Annotated in this window: 12 protein-coding genes and 1 riboswitch; of the genes, 8 read left to right on the top strand and 4 right to left on the bottom strand. The window is 41.4% G+C overall.

Annotation, left to right across the window (positions count from 1 at the left end):
* Window positions 1-10: 10 nt before the first annotated feature.
* The gene (locus tag AOG26_RS13495; protein WP_054562959.1) at window positions 11-625 is read left to right on the top strand and encodes a PQ-loop domain-containing transporter; all 615 of its coding nucleotides are present in this window, start codon (window positions 11-13) and stop codon (window positions 623-625) included.
* A 50-nt stretch (window positions 626-675) separates the two neighbouring features.
* Here the strand turns inward: AOG26_RS13495 and AOG26_RS13490 are convergent, their stop codons facing one another.
* Window positions 676-3,186 (bottom strand): zinc-dependent metalloprotease, encoded by a 2,511-nt coding sequence (locus AOG26_RS13490; RefSeq protein ID WP_054562958.1) that lies wholly within the window; start codon window positions 3,184-3,186, stop codon window positions 676-678.
* Between the two features lie 265 nt (window positions 3,187-3,451).
* On the opposite strand from AOG26_RS13490, the gene AOG26_RS13485 reads away from it, so the two are divergent.
* From AOG26_RS13485 to AOG26_RS13465, 5 genes are all read left to right on the top strand, one after another.
* Window positions 3,452-4,624, top strand: a complete 1,173-nt coding sequence (locus AOG26_RS13485) for an efflux RND transporter periplasmic adaptor subunit (RefSeq protein WP_054562957.1) — start codon at window positions 3,452-3,454, stop codon at window positions 4,622-4,624.
* A 9-nt stretch (window positions 4,625-4,633) separates the two neighbouring features.
* On the top strand, window positions 4,634-7,771 hold the full coding sequence (locus AOG26_RS13480; RefSeq protein ID WP_054562956.1) for an efflux RND transporter permease subunit: 3,138 nt from the start codon (window positions 4,634-4,636) through the stop codon (window positions 7,769-7,771).
* Between the two features lie 135 nt (window positions 7,772-7,906).
* Window positions 7,907-7,990, top strand: a riboswitch (cyclic di-GMP riboswitch).
* A 107-nt stretch (window positions 7,991-8,097) separates the two neighbouring features.
* Window positions 8,098-8,667, top strand: a complete 570-nt coding sequence (locus AOG26_RS13475) for a hypothetical protein (RefSeq protein ID WP_054562955.1) — start codon at window positions 8,098-8,100, stop codon at window positions 8,665-8,667.
* Between the two features lie 275 nt (window positions 8,668-8,942).
* Window positions 8,943-11,021, top strand: coding sequence for a S9 family peptidase (locus AOG26_RS13470; RefSeq protein WP_054562954.1), 2,079 nt, complete (start codon window positions 8,943-8,945; stop codon window positions 11,019-11,021).
* 66 nt (window positions 11,022-11,087) lie between these two features.
* Complete coding sequence (locus AOG26_RS13465) at window positions 11,088-11,489, top strand: hypothetical protein (protein ID WP_095209738.1); 402 nt, start codon at window positions 11,088-11,090, stop codon at window positions 11,487-11,489.
* Between the two features lie 58 nt (window positions 11,490-11,547).
* Here the strand turns inward: AOG26_RS13465 and AOG26_RS13460 are convergent, their stop codons facing one another.
* Window positions 11,548-12,021: a Dps family protein gene (locus AOG26_RS13460; protein ID WP_054562953.1), complete on the bottom strand. Its 474-nt coding sequence runs from the start codon at window positions 12,019-12,021 to the stop codon at window positions 11,548-11,550.
* A 365-nt stretch (window positions 12,022-12,386) separates the two neighbouring features.
* Here AOG26_RS13460 and AOG26_RS13455 point away from each other — a divergent pair, with 365 nt between their 5' ends.
* Window positions 12,387-12,596: a hypothetical protein gene (locus tag AOG26_RS13455; protein ID WP_054562952.1), complete on the top strand. Its 210-nt coding sequence runs from the start codon at window positions 12,387-12,389 to the stop codon at window positions 12,594-12,596.
* A 4-nt stretch (window positions 12,597-12,600) separates the two neighbouring features.
* Here AOG26_RS13455 and AOG26_RS13450 read toward each other — a convergent pair whose 3' ends face one another.
* On the bottom strand, window positions 12,601-13,206 hold the full coding sequence (locus tag AOG26_RS13450; RefSeq protein WP_054562951.1) for a PGAP1-like alpha/beta domain-containing protein: 606 nt from the start codon (window positions 13,204-13,206) through the stop codon (window positions 12,601-12,603).
* An 8-nt stretch (window positions 13,207-13,214) separates the two neighbouring features.
* Window positions 13,215-13,751 (bottom strand): YaeQ family protein, encoded by a 537-nt coding sequence (locus AOG26_RS13445; RefSeq protein WP_054562950.1) that lies wholly within the window; start codon window positions 13,749-13,751, stop codon window positions 13,215-13,217.
* Between the two features lie 91 nt (window positions 13,752-13,842).
* On the opposite strand from AOG26_RS13445, the gene ylqF reads away from it, so the two are divergent.
* Window positions 13,843-14,787, top strand: coding sequence for a ribosome biogenesis GTPase YlqF (ylqF, locus tag AOG26_RS13440; protein ID WP_054562949.1), 945 nt, complete (start codon window positions 13,843-13,845; stop codon window positions 14,785-14,787).
* Window positions 14,788-15,162: the final 375 nt, after the last annotated feature.

The raw sequence follows: 15,162 nt of genomic DNA, 5'->3' as shown, positions 1-15,162 counted from the left end.
GAGGTCTGTTTTGGCGCACTTTTTGCCGATTATTTCATGCTTTATTTTAGCGTTTAGCTTTTATCCGCTTTTAAATAAGATCCGTAAAAATCGCAGTGTGTCGGGCGTTTCGCTGTTAATGATGAGCTTTGGTGTCGCGCAAAGTTTATATTTCATCACCTTTAACCTGTTTTTTCAGCGTTTTTACATGGTTTTGCCGTTTGTTGTTACCGGCATGCTAAGTGGTGTGATTCTTTACTACTTTGTTCGTTACAACGCTGCGCGAAAGCAACGCATGCAGCTAGCTGGGTTATTAGCCATGTCGGTCGTGCCTTTTGGTTTGTTGCTTAACCCTCATTATGAAACAGCAATGGTGCTTAACTGGCTAACCTATGTAGGTTTAGTCATGAGCTCTATTCGTGTTATGCCGCAGACTTATAAAACCATTAAAAGTGGTGATATTAGTAATTTAAGTGCGCGCTACTTTAGCCTACAGTTTGTTGCTGGAAGCTGCGGCCTCGCTGCCGAACTTGCTATGGCGACACCGAGTGTGTCTCACATCTTAACCTTTGTGATGATATTACTGACTAATGCCGCACAACTAGGGTGTATTCAGTATTATAAATCGCGCCCAGCAATGGCTTAAACTAAAAAACAAAAGGCTGCCAAGTGGCAGCCTTTTTTGTGTTGTTTTACTTATGCTTCGAGGGCTTTACTAATTAAGCGATCGATATATTGTTTGTGCGCTTTAGCTGCGGTGTCTGCACCCCAAGGTACGCTCATATCAGCAATTTGATTTAACTGATAAAGCGCGGCAGCTTTGGCTAGGTTATCGTGCTTGCTCGCTTTGCCTAAACCAGCAATCGCGATTAGCTGATTCACATATTCAACTTGTAGATTGTGACTTAGGGTATTTGCTTTTTTGCTGTCTACAAAAATGCTTGCTGTTAAGTCATTCATAAATTGGTTAAGTGAATACTCGTTGCCATACATTGCACTGTCTGAAATACGCAGCATAACTGCTGGGTGCAACAACTGAGCAAGTACCAGCTTTTGCATACCTAAAATCATGCCATGTGGTTTAGGGTCTTCGTTTTTACCATAATGATTAAAACCACGACGCTGCTGTAGCAGGTAGTTATACAGTGGCTGCATGCTCGAAAGTACATTTGGCGAGAATACTTTGTCGGCTAACACTTGCATTGCATGTTGCTGGCGCTCAAGTGGCACTGGCGTAAATGGTGCGCCATTTTTGTCATCACCCACCACATTACGTTCTACATAAACACCACCAATTTGACGAGATACCACGCCTGCTTGTGTTCTGTAGCTTCTAAATAAAATGTTCGCTGAGGTAACCAGCTGTTGGTATGACTCACCATTAACCGTGGCATTGTCTTTAAGTTCAGTAAACAGCTTATTGATAAGTTCCATACGATCATCAGCATATGCGGCAGGGTTAGATGACATATCACCAATCATTACACGTGGGTCGATATGGCGGCCTGGGGCACGCATATCATCAGCATCATTACCAAAAGCTAAAGCATGCTCAGATGATCGAGCGAGAATTTTTTCAAGGCGCTGCTGCTCAGCGACTTTATCTGCTAATGCTTGGCTGTAGCCGTACTCAATCGCCCAATCATCGTAAGGGCCAGGTTTTGTTTGGAAGATATCACCTTGTTGCATGCCAATAGGGGCAATGTTTGCTGGTGCATAGTCCATAACTGAACCCGTTACGATACCTTGTGTTTTACTCTTATCGTGAACTTCTTTTTCATCCCACAAGATAGATGATTTCATATTGTGGTTAAGACCTAGGGTATGGCCCACTTCGTGTAAAACAAGCTGAGTTAAGCCTTGGCGTAAAATCTCTTTGTCTTCAATGCTCGCACCTGTGCCTAAGCCTTTAGCAAGTAGCATGTTTTCTTGAATGCTGTGACCCAATGAGCAATGTAAGTCTGCGCTGTTTTGGCTAGTTTCAAGTGTGGCTGCACCTTGAGTGTATAAGGTGTCGTACATCCAACGGTTTTTCATGAAAACATACTCTAACATGATGTCAGAGCCTAAGATTTCACCGGTTAATGGGTTTGCAAGGGCAGGACCATAACCGCCAAATGGAGGGCGTGGTGATGCAGTCCAACGTAACACGTTGTAGTTAATATCGCCCGCATCCCAATCAGCGTCATCAGGTTGTACTTTTACTTCGATGGCATTTTTAAAGCCTGCTTTTTCAAATGAGCTATTCCATGCTAGTACTGCATCACGAATAGTGTCTCGCCACTCAACTGGCGTAGTATTTTCAATCCACCAAGTAATCGGTTTAACTGGCTCAGACAGTGCAGCTGATGGGTCTTTCTTTTGTAAGTCCCAGCGCTTGATGACATCTTCATAAGGTGCCCAATCCGCTGATGTCATATTGTCGAATTCGTTAGTGAAATAACCAATACGCGCGTCATCTTGGCGAGCTTGATAATCATTTTTTGGTAACGCAACGAATGAATGCTGGACTTTAATTGAAACGTTACGAGGATCGCTTACGGCTTTTGAACCTCGTACTGTTGGGTTGGCATTAGAAAATACATAATCCACTACAACATCTAGGTTATTTGGGTAAGGGCGCTGTTTAACTATTCGCGATTTTTTGTCGTTTAACTTACCAAGTTTAAAGCGTTTGCTGGCATTTTTATCTTTTGGGTTTGCCCAAGGTGACACTTTATGCAGTGCTTCACTTAAAAAGAGCTTATCAACTTTAAAAGCAATTTTACCGTCTTCTTCTTTTTCGATTTTAATACTCGCAAGGACAGCTTCGCTGATGTTGGCATCGGCAGAGCGTGCTAAGGCTGAGTTTTCATCAAATTTATAGCGTGGTGTTTTGCTAATAATATCAATGCGGTCAAAATATTTACGAAACTCAATTAGTTTTGTCTCGCGGTATGCCCCTCTGAAGTGACCTGCATCAGTCACACCATCAACGGTGTGAGCAAAGTACACAAATGGTGTATCAAGTTGAGATTGGTCGATCACCATTAAGTTATCGCCGGTTTTCGCATCTTGGTAAATGCTGAAAACACCGGCAAACTCGCTTTTATCTTTGATCATTTCAGCCAGTGTTTTTGGCTTCTTTTCTTCTTTTTTTGTTTCGGCTGCGTGGCCATTCATGGCAAACGCTAAGCTTAGTGCCAGCGCAATGTTTGTTATTTTCATTGTTAACTCGTTCCTTTAATTATTTCTCAATCAAGTTTAATGAATTAACCCCTTGATAAAAGGCTGTTTGTTAACAAGTGTGAAGGTGTTTTTGTAAGTCTTTGATATTAGTTGGCTTTTGTTTGTAACAAATTGTTCTTAGATAAATTTTGAGGTTTGTGTTGCCAATTTATCTGTTTTTGTAACAGTTCCTTACAAATGTCACATTAATGTTTCTGTCAGCTTTGGTATGATAGGGCCAGTGAAAATATTATAGGTGTAAGTTATGCGCACAAGTTTATTAAAATGGATATTACCGTTTGTTGCATTAATCGTTGGTGTTGCTGGTTTTAAAGCAATCAACGCGATTGCTCAAGAGCCTAAAGACAAGGATGTAGTTGATGTGCGTCCTTTAGTACAGGTTGAGCCAGTAGCAAGTGATGATCATCAAGTGATTATTAATAGTTACGGCGAAGTGAAACCGCTTGAAAGTACCTTACTTGCCTCGCAAGTGGCTGGTGAAGTTACAAGCTGGCACCCAAACTTTGTTGCGGGTGGCATCGTAGCTCGTGGTGAAGTGTTATTTACCATCGAAAAAGATAACTACGAAGCAGCTGTACTACAAGCTGAGGCGTCACTTGCTAGTGCTCAAGCGGCACTGATCGAAGAGCAAGCACAAGCTAAAGTGGCAGAGGATGAAGCAAGACGTTACCCAGAACGTGAGCGCACTGACTTATTCCTACGTAAGCCTCAAGTTTTAAGCGCGCAAGCCGCTGTTAAATCAGCGCAAGCTGCATTAAAACGTGCCGAGCGTGACCTTGCTCGCTGTGAGGTAAAAGCACCTTACGATGCGCTGGTGATCAGCCGTGAAATAGGTGTCGGTCAATACATTAATGTAGGCAGCCAAGTTGCTGAAATTAACAATATTGAAAGTGCAGAAATCATTGTACCAATTGCTGGTTTCGATAGTGTATTTTTGCCAAAACGCTTAAAAGGCGTTAAAGCGACTATCATCAATAAAGGCTTAAATAGCTTTACTCGTGAAGCCGAAATTGACCGTGACCTAGGCGTAGTTGATAACGCGACGCGTATGAGCAACTTAGTTGTTCGTGTTGATGACCCATACGGCTTAAAGCATGACGTACAACCAATTAAATTTGGTGCTTACGTACAAGTGAGCTTTGCCGGTGCAACATTACAAAATATCTACCGTTTACCGCAGTCTTTAGTGAATAACCAGACTGTGTGGATTGTGAACGACGAGAATAAACTTGAACCACGCAAAGTAACGGTAGTACGCGAAGAAGGTGAGTATTTCTACATTAGTGATGGCCTTGAAGTGAATGACCAGTTGGTTCTTACGCTACCTGAGTACCCGCAAGAGGGTATGGAAGTGAAGGTTGCAGGTATGAAAGAAATGACAAGCGATGCAGAAACTGCAGCGGTTGAAAAGCTTTAAGGTAGCACTATGACTGATACAAACACAGAAAAACAGTCTGGCCTTATAGCTTATTTTGCCAATAACTCGGTCGCAGCTAACTTAATGATGGTGTTTATCATCATCATGGGGATCATTAGTTATTTCACTATTCAGCGCCAGATGTTCCCAAATGTTGAAATTAACTATATTGAAGTACAAGCCAATTATCCGGGGGCCTCACCACAGGAAATTGAAGAAAGTATTCTGATCAAGATTGAAGAGTCACTAAAAGATGTCACCGAAATTAAACGTGGTGTATATCGCTCGTTTCGAAATAGTGGCCGTGCAAGTTTAGAGATCAACACTGATGCAGAACTTACTGATGTACTCGATAAAGTGAAGCTACGGGTAGACAGTATTGCGACTTTCCCTGCGGGCATGGAGCCTGTGACGATTAGTCAGGTTGAATTTCGCCAAGATGTAATCGGTATGACGCTGGTAGGTGATATTCCACTTACTGAGTTAAAGCCAGTAGCAAATAAAATTGAAGATGAGTTACTGCAATTATCCAATGTGTCACTGGTGCAAAACGATGTACCACTTGATGAAATTGCAATTGAAATTGACCCTGATTCACTACGTCAATACAACCTTACTTTAAGTGAGGTGGCAAGTGCAGTACGTCGTTACTCTGCGAATATCTCGGCAGGTCAACTACGTACTGACGCAGGTATTATCTCGGTACGTGTTGAAAATCAATATTACAGCGGTGATGAGTTCCGCCAGATCCCAGTAAAAATTGGTGCTAATGGCGCGAAAGTGCTGCTAAACGACATCGCTGTGATTAAAGACCAATTCACAGAAGGTGAGCGCTACTTTAAATTTAATGGTGAAAATGCCGTTTATTTATCAGTAAAAGCAACCAAAGAACAAAACATGATCCCGGTTGCTGATTCAGTTAAAGCGTTTATTGAGCAAAAGAATAAAGAGCTACCGGCGGGCTTGCGTCTTGAGCCATTAATGGACATGACTTACTACCTAAATGCCCGTTTAGACATGATGAAAAGCAATTTATTCCAAGGGGCTATCTTGGTTGCCATTATGTTGTCTATCTTCTTGCGCTTTAAGTTGGCACTTTGGGTAATGATTGGTTTACCTGTGTGTTTCTTAGGTGCAATGATGATGATGCCATTATTTGGTATCAGTATTAATATCGTATCGTTATTTGCCTTTATTATGGTACTCGGGATCGTGGTCGATGATGCCATCGTCATAGGGGAAAGTGCCTACACCGAAATTGAGAAAAAAGGCGGTGGTGTTGTAAACGTGGTAAATGGCGCAAAACGCGTTGCTACCCCAGCAACATTTGGTGTTTTAACAACAATTGCTGTATTTGCACCATTCACCTTATCAAGTGGCCCAGAAAGCGCATTCTTCTTTGGTATCGCCGTGGTGGTAATTCTGTGTCTGATATTTAGTTTGATTGAATCGAAACTTATTTTACCGGCACACATTGCCCACACTAAGTTTCCGCCAATTAATCCTAATAGCTGGCGAGCGCGTTTTAACAAACGTTTCTTTAACTTTGTAAATGGCCCATATAAGCGTTTTATTGAGCTGTGTGTGGAGTGGCGTTGGTTTGTGCTATTTGCGTTTATCGGTTTATTGATTTTGACGTTTGGCTTAATTTCATCAAACCAAGTGCGTGTGGTACCAACACCAAAAGTACCTCATGACTTCCCGCAAATTCGTTTAGAAATGAATGAAAATGCCTCGGATATGCAAACGATTAATGCTATTCGTGAAATCGAAGCCATGGTTAACAAGGTAGACCAAGAGACAGAACGAGAATTTGGTCAAAAGCTAATTCGCGATATCTTAGTGTTCAACCAAGGTCGTACTGAAGCACAACTACTTGCTCCGCTGGTAGATGAAGAGCTTCGCCCGTATAACGCATTCGAATTATCTCGTCGTTGGCGTGAACAAATGCCAAGTATCCCAGGTGTGAAATCGCTGCAAATTTACGATGATGTAAATGGCGGTGGTATGGATGGTGAGTTTGGTTACTTACTTTATGGCCCAGATATCGATACCTTAAATGAGGCAGGTCGTCGTTTTATCCAACTACTACAACAGCAAAAAGGCTTATTTGATATTAGTTCGACTATCGATCCGGCGAGCAAAGAGGTGCAATTAAGCTTAAAACCTGTGGCATATGATCTAGGTTTAGACCTTGCCAACATTGCTAACCAAGTGGGCGCAAGCTTTTACGGTGGTGAAGCTCAGCGTGTTATTCGTCGCGGTGAAGAAGTACGTGTTATGGTTCGTTACCCGAAACTAACACGTGAAGCGTTTGCATCATTAAAGCACGCTGTTATCACAACGCCTGCAGGCCAAGAGGTGATGCTGGGTGATGTTGTTGAACTGAACGAAAAGCCAGGTATTAGCTATATTCGCCGTGAAGGTGGCTATCGTACTGTGTATATCTACGGCAGTATCGATGAAGAAGCGATTGAACCGGGTGAAGTGGTTAAGCAAGTTGATGAGAACTTATTACCGCAGTTAAAAGAGGAATACCCATCAGTTAAAACTGAGCTAGGTGGTTCTATTGAAGAACAACAAGCGCAAGCTAACGAGCAAATCATGTTCTTTATCGGTGGTATGATTTTAGTATATATCTTGCTTGCAGTGCCGCTTAAGAGCTATTCGCAGCCTCTTATTGTTATGTCGGTTATTCCATTTAGCTTAACCGGAGCTATTTGGGGTCACTTCTGGTTTGGTCTAGATATTAGCTTGATGTCGGGCTTTGGCTTGATTGCCGCAGCCGGTGTTGTAATTAATGACTCGTTAGTTATGACCGACTTTGTAAACCAAGCACGCCGAGAAGGTATTTCAACTCGCCAAGCGGTTATTGAAGCAGGTTGTGCGCGCTTTAGAGCAATCACCCTGACATCAATTACAACCTTTGCCGGTGTACTACCGATTATGTTCGAAACCAGCTTGCAAGCTAAATTTGTAATTCCAATGGCGGTTGCACTTGGTTTTGCGGTTATGTTTGCAACTCTAATCACTTTAGTACTAGTACCTTGTTTGTATATTGTAATGAGTGATGTGGGTAATGGCTTCTTAAATGTATTCCGCGCAGGGCACCGAGTAGCGACCAGAAGAAAGCTAGCAAGGGATTAATAACCCATTTGCGAAAAAGCCAGCCAAGAGGTTGGCTTTTTTGTTCCTAACGCATTTGCTAGTAACTATTTGCTATATAAGACGTTTGGTTACATTCTTTTGTTTGATTTGTGATTCGGTCACGATTATACTCAGTCTTGTTTTTGGCAAACTAACTGAAAGGTTAGGACGCAAAGTTTCCGGTCTAAGGTTTTAAACTATGATAGCGGGACCGCTGATAAGCACATAATCTAGTGCTTTGGTTCACTTGCCTCAAACTAAAAGTATTTATTTTGTTCGGTTGTTAGATAATGCCTATTAGTTGTTCTTAGGGTGATATTTTGTTTATGCATACGTCAATGGCCTCCGGGAAGTGGTTGCCGATTGGTTGCTTAAATCATCATACCCAACTGTTTGTTGGAGATAGGGTGATTGTAACCTTTTATGACATGCAAGGAGAGCTAGTCGATTTATCATTCGAATACCCGATCAGCAGTTCCGATCAGGGTGAGCCTCATAATTGGCCACGTTCTGTTGCCGAGCATATAAACGTGCATGTTCCGCTGGTAAAAGCGGGCAAAATGACTCAACAAGGTTTAGTGGTTGCGTACCGTTCAAACCAAATTTATGCCCTTGAAGGGTCGGGCATTACGCATGTAAAAGTGGCGTTTAATTGCATCGCAAAATGTAAAGAGCGAGTGCAAGATAGTCTGCAAGATTATGACTATGTCTACCCACAAGCATGCAGCGATTACAGTGCAGGTGTTAAAGTACTGCAGCCAAAAACGGGCCATATTTATATGTGCAAACCGTGGCCATTTAGCGAGTTTTGTCGTGTTAAAGATTCACACAACCCGCTGTTTGAGCCAGGTGTAGGAAAAAGCTGGGCTATGGCTTGGCAGCAAGTATCACATTAACAGTTTCCCCCTAAATGCTATTTTAGCATTGCTTAGCCCACTCAATTTGAGTGGGCTTTTTTAATACCAACCCGCAATAATACTTAATCATTTTGAGGGATTAAACCTGCCGCTAACTGCGTTAAAAATTTCTCATTTAGAACAACTAAATAACGACATTTTTGCCTTGTTATCAACGAGGTTTTATTGCCTCAAAATAGACTACTTAATTAAGCTGATTGGTATAATTCTGTGATAAACTGCCAGCAATTCGTTTTTTTATTTTGGTTTTTCTTGTGTCGTCAAATTCGTATTCTTTGTCTTTATTAGCGCATCCTCCTGTTGCAAAAAAACACCCTCAGCAATTAACTACACATCAACTGACGCGCACCGATAATTATTATTGGATGCGTGATGATGAGCGCGAAAATGAAGATGTATTAGCGCATTTAAATGCCGAAAACGATTATTGCGATAAACAACTTACCGACATAAAACCACTGCGCGAACAGCTATTTAATGAGTTAAAAGACCGTATTGTAAAAGACGACAACACGGTACCCGTGAAAGATGGCCAATATTGGTATCACTCAGAAGTACGTGGTGACGATGAATATGCACGCCATTATCGTAGCAGCTCAATAGAAGCGCGCGACAAGCACCTGTTGTTAGATGTAAATCAATTAGCTGGCGATTACGAATTTTATGAGTTAGGTGAAGTTGCAATTAGCCCTGATGAGCAGCTGCTTGCTTACTCTGAAGACACCGAAGGTCGCCGTATTTATACCGTGCGTTTTAAAAATATTGCCAGCGGTGAGATGTTTAGTGATGTGCTGGAAAACACCGAAGGTCAAGTGGTGTGGGCTAATGATAACAAAACGGTGTTTTATGTGAAAAAAGACCTGCAAACCTTATTGGGTTTTCAGGTTTACCGCCATGTTTTAGGCACCCCGCAAGCTGATGACGTACTTGTTTATGAAGAGCAAGATAAAAGCTTCTTTATGGGGCTTGGCAAAAGCCGCGATGAAAGCCTTATTATTATTGACCTTGCGACCACAGAAACAAACGATACTTGGGTGCTTGATGCCAATAACCCAGAGGGTGAATTTAGCGCCTTAATGCCACGCGAAGAAGGCCATGAGTTCGATGTCGATAAGCTAGGTGATACCTTTTACATTGTTACCAACTGGCAAGCGAAAAACTTTCGTTTAATGACCGCGACGCAAAGCACCATTGCCGATAAAAATCGTTGGCAGGAGCATACACCGCATCGCGAGAACGTGTTGCTAGAAGGGGTCGAAATTTTCGATGAGTATCTTATCCTCACTGAGCGAGAGCTTGGCCAAACACGTTTTGTGGTGGTGGATCAGCAAGCAGAACGTCTTACTTTAGAGTTTGATGACCCTTGCTATTATGCTGCTATTGCCATGAACCCTGAGCCGAATGTGAGCTCTGCGCGTATTTACTATTCAAGCTTAACGACGCCAGGTTCTTTGTATGATGTTGATTTAAAAACAGGTAACAAAACCTTATTAAAACAACAGCAAGTGTTGGGTGATTTTAACCCAGAGCATTATCGCTCAGAACGTTTAATGGTTACTGCAAGGGATGGCGAACAAGTGCCGGTTTCTTTGGTTTATCGCATTGATAAATTTAATAAAGATGGCACTAACCCAGTACTGCAATACGGCTATGGCGCGTACGGCATTACCATCGATCCAAGCTTTTCAAGCAGCTCACTAAGCTTGCTTGACCGAGGCTTTGTTTATGCGATTGCACATATTCGTGGTGGTGAAATGCTAGGTCGTCACTGGTATGAGCAAGGTAAAAAGCAATTTAAGCAAAATAGCTTTAGCGATTTTATTGATGTTACTCAAGCGCTTACCAAGCAAGGCTATGCACACCCAGAAAAAGTATTTGCGTCTGGTGGCAGTGCTGGTGGTTTATTAATGGGCGCTGTGGTTAACCAAGCACCTGAGCTTTATTTAGGTATAGGTTGTCATGTGCCATTTTTAGATGTGCTTACCACCATGCTTGATGAAAGTATTCCACTGACGACCAATGAATACGACGAGTGGGGTAACCCAAATGATCCAGCGTTTTATGATGTGATTCAGGCTTACTCGCCGTACGATAATATTAAGCCGCAGGCTTACCCTAATATTCTTGTTACCACCGGGTTCCATGACTCTCAAGTGCAATACTGGGAACCAATGAAGTGGGTTGCTAAGCTGCGTGAACTTAAAACCGATGACAACATTTTGGTGTTTAAAACCGACATGGATGCAGGCCATGGCGGCGCATCGGGTCGCTTTAAAAGCCTTGAGGAAAAGGCATTAGAAATGGCGTTTTTTATTGCTTTATTACCGAATTAAGGCTTAGATAAATAAGTAAATAAATTTTATAAGCGTAAACTTAAGTTGTATTTCAAAGGGGTGAGCATGTTTAAAGCCCATGGTGATTGGCGTTATTTTGTTGAGCCGCCAGTGATTTATGTGGAAGTTAGTGGCAGCTTTAATAAAGAAGCCGTTGCTTCATTTAGTATTGAAGTCGGTCAAGAAATCATGAAGTACCCTGAAAATTCAATTCAGTATGCTGTGGTTAATTTGGAACAATTTGAATTAGCAACTGCAGATAGTATTGAGATTGCAAAGGCTTACTTTCAGGCTGTAAAAGCGCGGGGTTACAAACGCGTTGATTATATTAAAGCGAATATCATTGCTCGCAATTTATTAGAGACAGTTTGGTCTGGTGTAGAAATGGATATTAACTTTCACCCAGATGCTGAAAGCTTTTTTCAAGCAAGACCCGAGTACGATAATTTAAGAAAGTGGTTAAAGTAATGCTTTCTAAATATAAAAAAGCCCTCATTTGAGGGCTTTTTCGTGTCAATTCTAAATATTAACCAAGGTAGGCTTTTAACATCCAAACAAGTTTCTCTTGTTCTTTAATGTAGTCGCCCATTAGCGATGCTGTACCTTCGTCATCTGCATCACCTGCTTGTGCAAGGATTTCACGCTGCATTTGAATAAGCGTGCTGTAACCTGCTAAAAGGTTTTCTACTGCAGCAGTACCTTCAGTAATATTTTTAGCTTCACTGATCTTGCTATCTTCGATGTACTCAGAGAATGCATGTACCGGTGTACCGCCTAACGTTAAAATACGCTCTGCAATCTCGTCTACTTTCTCAAGTAGTAAGTTATAAATTTCTTCAAACTTAAGGTGTAATTCAAAAAAGTTACGACCTTTAATATTCCAATGAAAGCCGCGTGCGTTCATGTATTGGATTTGGTAGCAGCTTAGTAAAGAGTTTAGTGAATTTACGATATCTTCACTTTTTGCGCTGTTTAAACCAATTGCATTTACCTGTGACATAGATTGCTCCTTAAAAAAACCGTTAAGTGTTTACTTGCTAGTGCTTGGTGTTAAGTATTAGCCATCTTGGCTAATCTGTAAAATGGTTTAATTCGAACATAGTGATAGGTTTTAACTATCAAAGGTTGGTTTTGTCCATTTGTGCACTATCAACATAACTTTGAATTACTTTTATATAGACTTGGGGCAACTGAGCAAAAAATCTACCTTATTTTGCAAATATTCAAAAATTAGGCAGAAAGTATGATCTAAAACAAGGTTTGTACTCGCTGATAAGTAGGCCGATTTAGAACTTGATTTAGGTCAAAAAAACAACGAACCATAAGCGCATAATGACTTTACCGCATTTAACCAGGAGAAGAAAAATGGACGGTAAAACAGTTAAAGAAAGCAAAGCTGAAATAGTTGTTGTAGTGATTGCATTACTTGCATTTGTTATCGGTTTGGTAGGTCATCTAGCAGGTGCTAGCTTCGCAAACTTTGATACCTTTGGCTATATTGCTGCACCTGTACCATTGATCTTAGGGATCATTGTTTTAATCTCATATAAAGTGGCTGCAAGTGCTGAAGATTAAAGTATCACTCACTTTGATTTATAAGCTTAATAATGTAATCCATCACTTGGCGTGAGTAGATCATACTGGTGTGACTCAAATGAAACACCTTATGTTCTGCCATGCCATTGAGCTTGGTTTCATCTATCAAAACTGTACCATCAGAGACACTGCCTTTAGCAATCAGTGGCATTAGCCCTATTGGTAAGTCACCGGCAATACTATAAAGCTTGGCATCAAACGGCCAATCGCCATTCTCAGGTAATAAAAACTCCACGCTATTTTTTAACAGCATTTCAAAGCCCTTTTGCTGCATTTGCTTAGCAATATGACTGCCTTTATGCGGGGTGCCTAAGGTGATCACCTTTTCAACGTGGCGACTTTGAAGAGAATTGGCCTCTAAGTAAGCGCGAGCAACCAAGCCACCCATAGAGTGGCAAACTAAGGCGGTAGGTTTACCACCGATAAAGCGATCAATCTTATCGAATATTGCCGCTCTATCGGGAGAGAGCGTGTTATAGGTCAAATTGAGTATTTTTAGACCTGACTTTTCAAGACGCGCGCACAGTGGGCGCATCACAAAGCCTGACATATAAAGTCCGTGTAATACTATAACTTGCCTAATTGCCATCGCATTCCTTACATTAACTGTTGCGGTTTAATTTCGATATTTGCTGTATCTGAGCTAACCCATACTTCACCATCTTGAATGGTAATAGTGAGCTTAATATTGCGATCAGCTAAGTCGGCTAATGCCTGAGTCGCGGCATAATCGAGACTAAAAATACTTAAGTTTTTAAAATCATACAACTTAGGTTGATGTTTTTGCCACCAAATCGCTTGGTTATTTTCGCCGTAGGTATATAAAACAACTTGCTTCGACTTATTGCAGGCTTTTTTCAGGCGTTTTTCATCAGGTAAACCTAGCTCAATCCATAATTCAATTTCTTCGCTATAGTTAATGTGCCAAAGCTCAGGCTCATCATCGGCGCATAAGCCTTTAGTAAACTCTAAGCCTTCACGGGCATTTAGCGCAAAAGCCAACAAGCGGATCATCAAACGTTGTTCGGTTTCTGATGGGTGTTGTGCCAGTGTTAAATTGAAATCTTGATAAATGTGGCGATCCATATCGCTTAACGATAATTGCGCTTTAATAATGGTTGATTTAAGAGCCATAACTGCTTACTTGAAAAAATTTGCGTCATTATAGCGCAATTCGTTGCCGAGCCAGTTAAAATACCGTGAAATTATCTTGTAGGAGTTAAAAATGGCCATCCAGTGGTTCCCGGGTCACATGAACAAAGCCCGAAACGAAATTAAAGAAATCATGCCACAGATGGATGTGATCATTGAGGTACTTGATGCCCGTATTCCTTATAGTAGTGAAAACCCAATGGTTACTGCGTTGCGTGGCGATAAGCCGGTGATCAAAATCATGAACAAGGCGGACTTGGCTGATCCTAAGTTAACGCAAGCTTGGAAAGACTACTTTGAGCAGCAAAGTGGCGTAAAAGCGATTGATTTTGGTAATGATAAAGCGGGTGAAGTACATCGTATTAATGAGCTTTGTAAAAAATTAGTGCCTCATAAAGTAGGCGCTGATAAACAAATTAAAGCCATGATCATGGGTATTCCAAACGTTGGTAAATCAACTCTTATTAATACCTTGGCCGGCCGTATCGTGGCAAAAACAGGTAATGAACCTGCGGTAACCAAAGCGCAGCAACGTATTAAGCTTGACGATGGCATTATGCTTTACGATACGCCGGGTATGTTATGGCCTAAAGTAGAGAACGAAAACTCTGGTTATCGTTTAGGGGCAACTGGCGCTATTCGTGATACCGCTATCGACTACGAAGAAGTGGCAAGTTACACCGCTGAATATTTATTGCAAGCATACCCAGAACTTTTAAAAAGCCGCTATAAAATTGATGAGCTACCAGAGTCTGACTGGGAGTTTGTTGAAATGGCAGGTAAAAAGCGTGGTTGTATCCGCGGTGGTAATCAAATCGATACTTACAAAATGTCTGAAATTCTTATCAACGAATTACGCGATGGCATTATTGGTCGTATTACCATGGAAACACCGGCTATGCGTGAAGAAGAAGAGCAAATGGTTGCTGAGCTTCGCGCTGCTGCAGAGGCGAAAAAAGCCGCTAAAGAAGAAGAGAAAAAACAACGCCGTGCACGTGCACGTAAGAATCGTCGATAAAGTTAACGCATTAACTTTTAGACATAAAAAAAGCCCTGCAAGGGCTTTTTTAGTTTCATATCTACCGTCACCGATATGAGCAATGTAGCAAGTAAAATAAGTAGGGTCGCTTATATGTCGCCAATATCAAGGGGCGTTGCCATTAGTAACATATAAGCTAAAGCTTTAACGTGGCGACACGTGTTTCAGGGTAGAGAAACAAATTTAATCTGAACAAGTCATCATACTTTGCTTGGCTTGTTGAGATTAATTATCAATTAGGTTTTCGATGCTGTCAACATGTTTTTGAAAGTAATTCTCATTTAGTTTGGCTTGCAGATTTGGTACGAATTTTAGACATAAAAAAAGCCCTGTAAGGGCTTTTTGAGTTTCATA

The organism is Pseudoalteromonas sp. UCD-33C (assembly GCF_001306895.1).
GTDB lineage: Bacteria > Pseudomonadota > Gammaproteobacteria > Enterobacterales > Alteromonadaceae > Pseudoalteromonas.
The sequence above is the reverse complement of the archived record's forward strand: the minus strand, read 5'-3'. Positions and strand labels throughout refer to the sequence as shown.

Excerpts from the sequence above, each read along its gene's own strand:
- AOG26_RS13450 (WP_054562951.1), bottom strand. The coding sequence starts at position 13,206 with ATGGCAATTAGGCAAGTTATAGTATTACACGGACTTTATATGTCAGGC.
- AOG26_RS13455 (WP_054562952.1), top strand. The coding sequence starts at position 12,387 with ATGGACGGTAAAACAGTTAAAGAAAGCAAAGCTGAAATAGTTGTTGTA.
- AOG26_RS13475 (WP_054562955.1), top strand. The coding sequence starts at position 8,098 with ATGCATACGTCAATGGCCTCCGGGAAGTGGTTGCCGATTGGTTGCTTA.
- AOG26_RS13485 (WP_054562957.1), top strand. The coding sequence starts at position 3,452 with ATGCGCACAAGTTTATTAAAATGGATATTACCGTTTGTTGCATTAATC.
- AOG26_RS13490 (WP_054562958.1), bottom strand. The coding sequence starts at position 3,186 with ATGAAAATAACAAACATTGCGCTGGCACTAAGCTTAGCGTTTGCCATG.
- AOG26_RS13460 (WP_054562953.1), bottom strand. The coding sequence starts at position 12,021 with ATGTCACAGGTAAATGCAATTGGTTTAAACAGCGCAAAAAGTGAAGAT.
- AOG26_RS13480 (WP_054562956.1), top strand. The coding sequence starts at position 4,634 with ATGACTGATACAAACACAGAAAAACAGTCTGGCCTTATAGCTTATTTT.
- ylqF (WP_054562949.1), top strand. The coding sequence starts at position 13,843 with ATGGCCATCCAGTGGTTCCCGGGTCACATGAACAAAGCCCGAAACGAA.
- AOG26_RS13445 (WP_054562950.1), bottom strand. The coding sequence starts at position 13,751 with ATGGCTCTTAAATCAACCATTATTAAAGCGCAATTATCGTTAAGCGAT.
- AOG26_RS13465 (WP_095209738.1), top strand. The coding sequence starts at position 11,088 with ATGTTTAAAGCCCATGGTGATTGGCGTTATTTTGTTGAGCCGCCAGTG.